The sequence below is a fragment of the Deinococcota bacterium genome (assembly GCA_030858465.1).
Lineage (GTDB): Bacteria > Deinococcota > Deinococci > Deinococcales > Trueperaceae > JALZLY01.
The window spans coordinates 1-7731 of sequence record JALZLY010000170.1 but is presented as its reverse complement, the minus strand read 5'-3'; the positions used below and the strand labels follow the sequence as shown (position 1 = coordinate 7731).

General features: G+C 66.4%; 3 protein-coding genes. All 3 read left to right on the top strand.

Annotated elements, in window-relative coordinates; all coding sequences use genetic code 11:
• A partial coding sequence (locus M3498_08710) for a PKD domain-containing protein (GenBank protein ID MDQ3459360.1) occupies window positions 1–1667 on the top strand: 1667 nt, incomplete at its 5' end.
• Window positions 1668–1774: 107 nt separating this feature from the next.
• Complete coding sequence (locus tag M3498_08705; protein MDQ3459359.1) at window positions 1775–5092, top strand: sugar phosphate isomerase/epimerase; 3318 nt, start codon at window positions 1775–1777, stop codon at window positions 5090–5092.
• 23 nt (window positions 5093–5115) lie between these two features.
• A partial coding sequence (locus M3498_08700) for a ThuA domain-containing protein (protein MDQ3459358.1) occupies window positions 5116–7731 on the top strand: 2616 nt, incomplete at its 3' end.

Below are 7731 nucleotides of genomic sequence, written 5' to 3'. Positions count from 1 at the left end.
TCCGTAACCCCTTCCGCTTTCACGTCGACCCCGTGACGGGCTGGGTACTCGTCGGCAACGTCGGCCAGGACGCCAGCAACGATGACCTCGCCAGAGGCCCCGCCGGCTACGACGAGTGGTACATAGTCACCGAACCGGGTCAGGTGGCCGGCTGGCCCTTCTGCACCGGTCCGGCCGAGCCCTTCGTCGACTACGACTTCGAGACCGAAGAGGGCCAGGGGCTCTTCGACTGCAGCGAGGCGATTCCGGCCGTCATCTGGTACAAGTACGCCGAGACCGAGCAGTTCCCCGAACTGGGCAGCGGCGGGCGCAACGCCCAGGCCGGACCGATTCTGCGCGAGCCGGAGCCCGACGCCCGCTATCAGTGGCGCGAGGAGTACCTGAACAAGTGGTTTATCTACGAGTGGACGCGCCACTTCGTCAAGATGGTGACACTGGGTGAGAATGGAGGCGGGGACGGCACCGAGCTGCCCGAGCTGCACAGCTACACCACCATCGGTGCGCCGGGCGAGTACGGCCAGGTGCCGCGGCCGGACGTGGTGATCGAGGACTTCATCGAGGGCTTAAGCCGGCCCATGGACCTCACCCAGGCTCCCGACGGCGCCCTCTACCTGCTCGAGTACGGCATGGGCTGGTTCGAGGCCAACGAGGACGCCAGGCTGAGCCGCATCTACAACAAGACCGCGGCGGCGCCGCCCGTGGCTATGGCCTCGGCCGAACCCAGCTCGGGCCAGGGGCCCCTGACCGTCCAGTTCTCCGCCGAGGGCTCCTTCGACGTCGACGGCGACGGCATCACCGCCTTTGAATGGGACTTCGGCGACGGCGCCACCAGCACCGAAGCCGACCCCACGCATAGCTACGCCGAGGACGGCGAGTACCAGGCCAGCTTGCGCGCCACCGGCTCTTACGGCACCGTCGGCGAGTCCGATCCCGTAGTGGTCGTGGTCGGCAACACCGCCCCGGAAGCAGAGATCGCCCGGCCCCTAGCCGGCGCCATCTTCGAGCAGAATCAGACGGTGACCCTGGAGGGCGCGGCCACGGACGCCGAGGAGGGCGAACTGGCGGCGGACAGCCTCGAGTGGGAAGTCGTCGCCCGGCGCATGGTGGGCGGCGAGGCGCAGGAGGAGACGGTGCTCAGTGTGACGGGAGCGTCGGCCGAACTCGACCTGGGCAGTCTGGAGGCCTACGATTGGCACGGAGCGGTGGCTTACTTGGTCCGTCTGACGGCCACCGACAGCGAGGGCCTCTCCGGCACGACCGAAGCCCGGCTGCGCTACACCAGGTTGCAGGCCCAGCAAGCCGATCAGAGCGCAGGCGCCCAGCTTCAGAGCACCCGCGACCAGGACGGCGAAGAGGACGCGGTCCTCAGCCGCTCGGGCGATTACCTGGCCTGGCAGGAGGTCGACGTGACCGGCCGCGGCCCCGCCTTTGTGCGAGTCGATGCCGACGCAGACGGCAGCCTCGAGCTGCGCACGGGCGGCCCCGAGGGCGACACCCTGGGCAGCGCCGAGGTGACGGGCGGCGAGGGCTGGCAGACGGTCGCCATTCCCTTCGGCGCCCTGGAGGGCCCGCAGGACCTCTACCTCATCGCCCGAGCGGCCGAGGGTGACGAGATCGGCGTGTCGATCAACTGGCTGCAACTGGTAGGTCCCGGTCCTGGGCAGTAAGCTTGCCCAGCAGATCAAACCCAGCCTCGAGGCAGGCGTGAAAGATGTCATGAGAACCAGCCCTCAAAGGACAGTACATCTTTATAACGAAAAGACGAGGTACAGGCATGCGCACGTTTAACAAACTACTGCTGACGGCGTTGCTGGTCGTGCTGGGAGGGCTGGTGGCCCTTGCCGGTGCCCAAGCGACTACAACAGGGACGACCGAGACGGCGACCGAGACGGCGACCGAGGAGGCGGAAACACCCCGGATTGACCTGCCCGTGGCGGTGCAGCTCTACAGCCTCCGCGACTTCGGAAGCTTCGAGGAGCAACTTCGCATCGTGGCCGAAGCGGGCTATCCCGCCGTCGAACTCGTCGGCACCCATGGCCTGAGCGCTGACGAGATGCAGACCTTGCTCGTTGAACACGACCTCCGCGTCGTTTCCGCCCACTACGGCTTGGACGACCTCAGGAACAACTTAGACGAGATCGTCGCCTTCAGCCACACCGTCAACAACGACACCATCGTCATGCCCTGGCTGCCCCAGGACATGCGCCCGGATAGCGTCGAGGGCTGGCAGGAGCTGGGACGCGAGCTCGATGAGATCGGCGTGCGCCTGCGCCAGGAGCGCATGCTCTTCGCCTACCACAACCACGATTTCGAGATGGCGGAGTTGGGCGGGCGGCTGGCCTTGGATTGGCTGCTCGAGAGCAGCGACCCATCCAACTTGTATCTGCAACTCGATGTAGCCTGGGTCGAGCGCGGCGGCCAGGACCCGGCGGCGCTTTTGACGCAGTATGCCGACCGCCTCATCAGCGTCCACGCCAAGGACGTGGCGCCGGAGGGCGAAGCGCAGGATGAAGGCGGCTGGGCCGACGTCGGCCAGGGGATCGTCGACTGGCAGCAGGTCTTGCCGGCGGCACGAGGCGCCAACGTCGTCTGGTACATCGTCGTGCACGACAACCCCAGCGACCACGAGCGTTTCCTGCGCCGCAGCCTGGAGTTCCTGAGCGAGCACGCCGATCTCTTCACCGCCGCGGCGGAGACGACGCCGGAGACCACCCAGGAACAAGGGGCCGAGACCGCCGCCACGGAAGAGACGGCTACAGAAGAGACGGCTACAGAAGAGACGGCTACAGAAGAGACCACGACTGAAGAAACCGAGCAAGAACCGGCAACCCCTGAGGAAGCAGCCACTGAAGACACTGAAACCGACACTGAAACCGACACTGAAACCGACCCCATGGCCGAGGACACGGCCACGGCGGGCAACGTTCTGGTCGAAGACGACTTCGACGGCGAGCTGGACGACCGCGTCTGGCAGCTCTACGACAACGATTCCGGCGGTGAGGTCGTGGTCGAAAACGGCCAACTCCGCATCGAGGGCTTGGGCACCGACGGCTGGGACAACAACCAGCTCGGCCTCGTCCTAAGCCAGCCCCTCAACCTCAGCAACAACGTCACCACCGTTACCGTGGACTATGCAGAAGCAGGCTGGAACGAGCAGAACCCCGGTTTCTGGAGCAATTTGAGCCTCTCGGGCGACCTCTGGAACGAGCCGGGATTCCGCCTGACGGTCAGCGATGGCGGCTTTTCCCCCACCTTCACGCCAGCGGCAGACGGCTCCTTCGAGCCCGGCTTCAGCGTCGAAGCGACGCCGCCCTATGCCCTCGAGTGGGTTCTCACGCACGAGGAAGGCTCGGCGGTCGGTGTCGAAGTCTTTGTGAACGGCGAGTCTCAGGGCGAGAGCGAGATGGACTTGGGCAGCATGGACGCCAGCGAGCTCTACTTCTACCTCTACGCCTCCAACGACATGAGTCCTGGTCCGGCGGTGTTCGAGAGCGTGAGCATCACCCAGGAGAGGGAGGCTGGAACTGAAGCAGAAGCCGAGGCGACCGAGCAGGAAGCCGAAGCCGAGCCTGCCGCCGCCGCGGCGGCAACGGAACCGCTCGACCTGGCCGAGCCCGTGGACTTGCCCTTGGCCGTGCAGCTCTACAGCCTGCGCGACTTTGGCCCCTTTGAAGAGCGGCTGCGCATCGTCGCCGAAGCGGGCTATCCGGCGGTCGAACTCGTCGGCGACCACGGGCTAGGCGCCGATGAGATGAACGAACTGTTGGGGCGCTACAACCTCCGCGCCATCTCCACACACTACGGCCTGGACGCGCTTCGCAACGACCTCGACGAGATCGTCGCCTTTAGCCAGGCCATCGGCAACGACACCATCGTCTTGCCCTTCGTGTCCGCGCCCAACGACGCCGAGGGCTGGCAGGTGCTCGGCGAGGAACTCGACGACATCGGCGCGCGGCTGCGCGAGGCGGGGCTGCGCTTCGCCTATCACAACCACGACTTCGAGATGGAGGAGCTGGACGGTCAACTGGCGCTCGACTGGCTCCTGGAGCCCACCGACCCCGACAACGTGGGGCTTCAGCTCGACATGGCCTGGGTGGTGCGCGGCGGTCAGGACCCCGTCGAGCTCTTGGAGCGCTACGACGGCCGCCACCTCAGCATCCACGTCAAGGACGTCGCGCCGCCCTATCAAAATCGCGACGAGGACGGCTGGGCCGACATCGGCTACGGCGTCCTGGACTGGACCCGCATCCTGACCACCGCGCGGGACGGCGGCGTGGCGTGGTTTATCGTCGAGCACGACAACCCGAGCGACCACGAGCGCTTCCTGCGCCGCAGCATGGACTTTCTAGAGGGCAACGCTGAGCTCTTCGCCGGCGACTTCCGCTTGCCGAGCCCCGAAGAGGAGATCGGTCAGCACCTGCAGAGGGTGGTTCAGCTCACCGAAGAGGCCCTGGCGGCCGCGCGGGCCGCGGCCGTGGCGGAGACGGTCGAGGAGGTTAGGGCCCACGCGGAAACGGTCATCGTCAGCGTCTGGGGCGTCGCCCCCGGTTTCGACGAGCATAACCCCGTCGAGCCCGACTTTCCCGGCTGGCGCGAGCGCTGGTACATCCACGACCCCGAGGGCCTGGGCATCATGGGGCACGGGCGCTTCGTGCGCGACAGAATCGTGGCGCTGCACCACCCGGACCCCGACCCCGACGATCTGGCCACCATCTACAACGAGCCGCTCCTCGCCTCCCTCAACAACGTGATCGGCTGGCAGCGGATGACCACCGGCGTCATGCACGGCTCGGAGCAGCCGCGCGTCAGCCTGACCTACATCTGGGACAGCGATACCGACTTTTGGCTGTCCACGGCGGATACCGGCTGGATAGGCGAGGCGCAGGCCCAGGCCTACAACATGCTCAAGGTGGACTACGAGGACGATGTCGACAGCGCTCGAGAGCACGCCGCCGCGCTGGCGGAACTCCTCGAAAAGAGCCTGAACGGCGTGGACGCCGACGGCGACGGCACGGTATCTCCCATCATGATGGAAGGCGGGCTCTATCTGGCGCTCGAGCACCTCGGCGCCACGGGGGCTGAAGGCCGATGAGCGCCTCAGGAAGGACCGAGAACGTGAACAGCACCAGACAGAGATGGTTGTCAAGGGCCGCCCTGCTCATCGCCCTGGCCCTTGGCTTCGGCCTGGCCTGCCAGCATGAGGATAGCGGCTACGGCGGTGAGTGGGTCACCCTCTTCGACGGCACCAGCTTGGACGGCTGGCAACAGGCCGGCCCCGGCGGCTTTACCTTGGAGGACGACGGCAGCATGCTGAGCTTCGGCGGCCTGGGGCTTTTCCAGTACGCCGAGCGGCCCTTTAGAGACTTCATCTTGGAGCTCGAGTGGCGCGAGGCCGATCCATCGGACAACTCCGGCGTCTTCGTGCGCTTTCCCGAGATAGGCGACGACCCCTGGCACGCGGTGAACGAGGGCTACGAGATCCAGATCGACGACACCGACGCGCCGGTCAACGTGACGGGCTCGATCTACAGCTTTCAGGCGCCCACCAAGGTGGCGTCCAAGCCGAGCGGCGAGTGGAACCACTACTGCATCATGGTGACCGGCCAGCGCTACCAGATCTGGCTGAACGGCGAGAAGGTCAACGACTTCTTCGGCGAGCGCGGCCGCGAGGGTTATATCGGCCTGCAAAACCACCACCAGGGGGCGCAGAACGCCTTCCGCAACATCCGCGTCCTGCCGCTTGCCGAGGACGAAGTGGCTACGCCCGAGACGCTGCCCGAACTCTTTGCCGTAGACGAGGGCACCGAACCGGTCCGCGTGCTCGTCTTTACCGGCGCCTACGACTACCGGCCCGAGTCTCAAGACGCCGCCGCCGAAAGTCTGCGAGGCCTCGCCGAGACGACCGAATTCGACTTTACCATCAGCGACGACATCGGCCAGCTCACCTGGGAGAATTTGGAGGCCTACGACCTGCTCTTTTTCCTCAACACCTCCGGCAACCTGCCGCTCACGCAGCAGCAGCGCGACGGTGTGCTCCGCTTTATGCGCGCGGGCAAGGGCTTCGTCGGCTCCTACTCGGCCGCCGACACCGGGCACAACTGGGACACCTACCGCGAGATGTTGGGCGGCGGACTCTTCGAAGGGGAGGCACACGCGGGAGGTTTCGACATCGCCGTCGAGGAGCCCGAGCATCCGGCGGTGGCGCATCTCAGCGGGGGCTTCTCCACACGCGAGGACAGCTTTTCCATCCGCGATGAACTCTACGCCTTTGACGCCAACCCGCGCTGGAACTCGCGCGTCCTGCTCTCCTTGGACACGCGCAGCATCGGCGTCGAACAGGGTCACCCCACGGCCGAGCGCAACGACTATCCGGTGTCGTGGTGCCGCAACTTCGGCGGTGGCCGGGTCTTCTACACGGCCTTGGGCCAAAACCCCGAGGTCTGGAACCAGGCCCACTTCGTCGAGCACCTGCTCCAGGGCATGCGTGTCGCCGCCGGGCGCGTCGAGGCCGACTGCACCGGCGAGCGCGTCAAGGAGACCATCGCCGAGAACGTCTGGCCGGTAGACATCGCCGTAGACGAGGAGGGCAACGTCTGGATCGCCGAGTTGCGCGGCAGAATCCACCGCTATGACGCCGCGACGGGCGAGACCAGCCAGGTAGCCGACATCCCCACCACCGACCCGACCAACATCGAGCACGGCATCTTCGGCGTCGCGGTCGACCCGGAGTTCTATCAGGGCGAGCCCTACGTCTACATCTACTACGCCGAGCGCGAGACCTTCATCAACACCCTGTCGCGCTTCGAGTTCAGCGACGGCCAACTCGTCATGGACACCGAGACGGTGCTCCTGCGCGTGCCCACCGAGCCGATGTGCTGCCACCAGGCGGGCGACATCGAGTGGGGCCCCGACGGCACCCTCTACCTCTCCACCGGCGACCGCGGCATGTCCTCGGCCCGGCCCGACTGGGAGATCTCCGAGGAGCGCATCGAGGCCTTTATGGAGCGCCACGACCTCGACCTGCTGCACTGGTCGCGGCTGGTCGACTCCGAGACGACCTCGCAGAACCTGCAAGACCTGCAGGGCAAGATCTTGCGCATCAACCGTGACGGCACCATCCCCAAGGACAACCCCTTCTACGGCCAGCCCGGCGTGCGCTGGGAGATCTTCGCCTATGGCCTCAGGAACCCCTTCCGCTTCACCGTGGACCCGGAGACGGAGTGCCTCTATATCGGCATGGTGGGTCCCGACGCGGAGTACGACTACGCCGAGTTCAACCGCGCCTGCGAGGGCGGCGAGAACTTCGGCTGGCCACGGATGGTCGGCGAGATCTTCTACACCGACTGGACCCCCCAGAACATTCCCGACTTCACGCCTCCCCTCTGGGAGTACAGCTACGAGACCGGCAGCCGCGCGCCGATGAACGGCCCCGTCTACCGCCACAGCGGCGAAGGGGCCTTTCCCGAAGCTTTCCAGGGCAAGGCCTTCATCTACGACTGGGCGCGCCGTTGGATCAAGTGGGCCGACGTCGAGGACGGCCGCTACGTCAACATCAAGACCTTCGACACCACCGGCTCCACCCAGCCCATCTCCATGCAGCTCGGCCCCGACGGCGCGCTCTACTTAGCCGAGTTCACCGGTTTCTGGGACCCGGCGCCGGGCTCCAGGGTGAGCCGCTACCGCTGGGTGAGCGGCAACGTCGCCCCGGTCGCGGCGGCCGCCGCCGAACCC